The organism is Xanthomonas pisi DSM 18956, from assembly GCF_001010415.1.
Classification (GTDB): Bacteria; Pseudomonadota; Gammaproteobacteria; order Xanthomonadales; family Xanthomonadaceae; genus Xanthomonas; species Xanthomonas pisi.
The window spans coordinates 1-3,486 of the sequence record NZ_JPLE01000122.1 but is presented as its reverse complement, the minus strand read 5'-3'; the positions used below and the strand labels follow the sequence as shown (position 1 = coordinate 3,486).

The window sequence follows — 3,486 nt, the reverse complement described above, 5'->3', positions numbered from 1 at the left end:
TTAAGTGAACAGCATTACGGTCGATGGCCGGGCTTTTTTGTGGACGACGCAGACGCATGCGGCCACGCCACGCGCTCCTCCACAGACCGAGCCGCTCCCGGAGGCGTAGCCCGTGCAGGAAACAAGCCCTCAGGAAACCGCACCCGCAGCAACCGAGCCCCAGGGAAAGAGCCCTCCAGGGAACGAGTCCCCAAGGGGCCGAGCCCCTCTCCCGCCGGGAGAGGGGTTGGGGCGAGGGTCCGGCCCCCGACCCGCAACACGCCCAAGCGCACCGCATTCAACAAACCGCGCACCGTAGCCGAATCGCCGCCCCAAGCCAGCGCATCCGTCAGCATTGCTGACACGCTTCAAAGCTGGAGCACGTAACGCGCGCAACAGACTGATTAGAAGCAACAAAAACACCGGAGAAATTGCCAGAGCCCGCACACTTTGCTGCGCCGCCGTGTGCAGTAGCGGGTCAGTCATGCTTAATCTTTGCCAATCGATGACACAGGACCGTATCCAATTTAGATCGATCCAATCGCGTCAATCCCCCGCAAGTGTCTGAAAAGACGTTGGCTTTCCGTCGCACCGCCACCTTCGGCCAGCGCACGGGCAAGTACTACGGCCGCGTGGGCCCGGCCATCACCTGGAACGTCAATCTCGGCTACCGCATCACCCCGGCGATGGAGCTCAACCTGTACGTCGACAACGTCTTCAACAGCACCGGCGACAACCACAAGGACCCGTACAAGCTCGATGACGCGTTCTACAACAGCCGCCTGTGCAACCCGGTCGGCCGCGAGATCGCGGCAGAATACGTGTTCGATTTCTAGAACGCGGTTGCGCGTTCCTGCCGGCGCCCTGGCACGGCAGGCACGCTTCCCACCTGCGACGTCCGCGTCGCCCTCTCCCCCGAGGTGATTCCCGCATGTTGTCTGTCGTGTCCTGCGCCACCGCTGCATCGTTCCTGTCCTGCTCCTGGTGGCGCCGCGCCGCCGCCGGCCTGTGCCTGCTCGGCGTCACGCTGGCCGGCCCGCTGGCCGCGCAGGACCCGGCACAGGTCAATACCTTCATCGGCAGCAAGGACGACGGCAATACCTTTCCCGGTGCCTCGGCCCCCTTCGGCCTGATCCAGGTCAGCCCGATCGGCGCCCACTACGCCGGCTGGCGCTACGACGACCCCAGCATCCGCGGCTTCGGCCATTCGTTCCTGTCCGGGGCCGGCTGCTGGGAGCAGGGCGGTCAGGTCTCGGTGCTGCCGGTCACCGGCCGCATCGGCCCGGGCGGCGATTTCGATACCAGCGACGCCAAGGCCTTCGACCAGAGGCGCTACGCCGCCCGCTATACCCACGATGGCGAAGTCGGCCAAGCCGGCTACTACAAGGTGCGGCTCACCGACTACGGCGGCATCGACGCCGAAGCCAGCGCGCTCACGCGCGCCGCTGCCGAGCGCTACACCTTCGCGCCCGGCGCCGACACCGGCCATGTGCTGATCAACGTGGCCCAGGCCAACGACCGCCACGTGGTGATCGGCAGCCAGGTGCAGATCGTTGGCGACCGCGTGGTCGAAGGCAAGCTGGTCACGCAAAGTTTTTGCGGCGGCCATGAATACACCACCTGGTTCCGGCTGGAATTCGACCGCCCGTTCACCGCGCACGGGGTGTGGGGCGAAGACGGCGGCGTACCCGGTGCGCGCCACGGCATGGGTGGCGAACTCAAGCCCAACGGCGCCTGGCTCAGCTTCCCGCTGGGCAAGGGCAAGGATGCGCGCGCAGTGACCGTGGTCAGCGCCATCTCGCACGTGGATGCCGAAGGCGCGCGCAACAACCTGCGCGCCGACGGCATGCTCGGCGGCACGCTGCTGAGCCTGGAGCAGATGCGCCAGCGCGCGCAGCAGGTCTGGCGCAAGGAACTGGTCAGCCTGCAGCTGGAAGGTGCCGGCAAGGACGACCGCACAGTTGCCTACACCGCGCTGTACCACGCCTTGTTGCAGCCGCTGACCGGCAGCGATGCCGATGGCCGCTACCGCGGCTACGACGATGCGATCCATCGCGCCGAGGGCTGGACCTACTACGAGTATTTTTCGTTGTGGGATACCTATCGCTCGCAGAACCAGCTGCTCGCCTTGCTGCGCCCGCAGCGCGCCCGCGACATCGGCCGTTCGCTGCTGGCCATCCATCAGCAGGGCGGCTGGCTGCCGCGCTGGGGCTACGCCAACTACGACACCAACATCATGACCGGCGATCCGGTCACGCCCTTCATGGTCGACCTGTGGCGCTTCGGCGCGCTGCAGGACAACGAAGCCCAGGCCTACGCCGCGCTGCGCCAGAATGCCTTCGGCCAACCGCCGATCAACTCGCGGCATTCGGGGCGCTCGGGCAACGCCAGTTATCTTGCCAATGGCTTCGTGCAATACGACCGCGCGTTTGCGTCCAAGGGCATGGACGTGGACCCGCACCACGGCGGTTCGGCCACGCTGGAATACGCGCTGGCCGATTGCGCGCTGGCGCAGATGGCGCAGGCGCTGGGCCATGCCGACGACAGCACGCAGCTACGTGCGCGCGGCGGCAACTGGCACAACGTCTGGGACGCGGACGTGCGCGATGCGGACACCGGCTTTGCCGGTTTCCCGCGGCCGCGCCTGGAGGATGGCAGCTGGTACGCGCCGTCCAACGACCAGTACAGCCCGCGCTCGCAACACGGCTTCCACGAAGGCACCGCCTGGCAATACCAGTGGCTGGTGCAGCAGGACATCCCCGGCATGCTGCAGGCGATGCACGGCAGCGAGCAGGCAGGCAAGCGGCTGGACACCTTCTTCGCCTACGACGACCTGCTCAAGGACCCGCTCAACGGCGCACGCACGCATTGGGTGGTCGGCCCGTACAGCTATTACAACCAGTACCGCTACAACCCCAACAACGAACCGGACCTGCATGCGCCGTGGATGTACACGCTGATCGGCCAGCCGTGGAAGACCGCCACCGTGGTGCGCGCCGCGCAGCAGTTGTTCACCAATGCGCCCAACGGCGTCACCGGTAACGACGACCTGGGCACGATGTCGGCCTGGTATCTGTTCAGCGCGCTGGGTGTGTATCCGGCGGTGCCGGGTAGCGGGCAGTTCGTGTTGCACGCGCCCCGCTTCAAGCGCGCCACGCTGGACCTGGGCAACGGCAAACGCCTGCGCATCGATGCCCCCGGCGCCGACGGGCGCGCGCTGCAGTACGTGGAGGGCGTGCGCTTCAACGGCACGCCGCAGCGGCAGGTGTTCCTGGACTGGACCCGGCTGCAGCAGGGCGGCACGCTGTCGTTCGCGCTGACCAAACAGCCCCCGACCCAAGGCTGGGGCACACAGGCGGATGCACTCCCAACCTCGTTCTGCGCCACGCCTGCGACCGCGCGTTGAGCTAAGAGCAGCTAACAAAACGTAGCGAGCAGTCGTCAGGCGGGCGTGGACGGCGCGGAGGAACTGGAGTGTACGCGTGGTACATGCCGATTCCGAGCACC

Annotated in this window: 1 protein-coding gene, 1 other RNA gene and 1 pseudogene; 2 read left to right on the top strand and 1 reads right to left on the bottom strand. The window is 66.7% G+C overall.

All coding sequences use genetic code 11. The features are described 5' to 3' along the window. Window positions 1–575: 575 nt before the first annotated feature. Window positions 576–815 (top strand): annotated as a pseudogene (locus Y887_RS17250) (hypothetical protein); the annotation flags it as partial. A 95-nt stretch (window positions 816–910) separates the two neighbouring features. After that, on the top strand, window positions 911–3,385 hold the full coding sequence (locus Y887_RS17245; protein ID WP_046965517.1) for a GH92 family glycosyl hydrolase: 2,475 nt from the start codon (window positions 911–913) through the stop codon (window positions 3,383–3,385). Window positions 3,386–3,394: 9 nt separating this feature from the next. Here Y887_RS17245 and Y887_RS19485 read toward each other — a convergent pair. Further along, window positions 3,395–3,470, bottom strand: a non-coding RNA gene (locus Y887_RS19485) — sX9 sRNA. Window positions 3,471–3,486: the final 16 nt, after the last annotated feature.

What these genes read in the sequence shown, in the direction of transcription:
- Y887_RS17245 (WP_046965517.1), top strand. Translation starts at nt 911, where the DNA reads ATGTTGTCTGTCGTGTCCTGCGCCACCGCTGCATCGTTCCTGTCCTGC.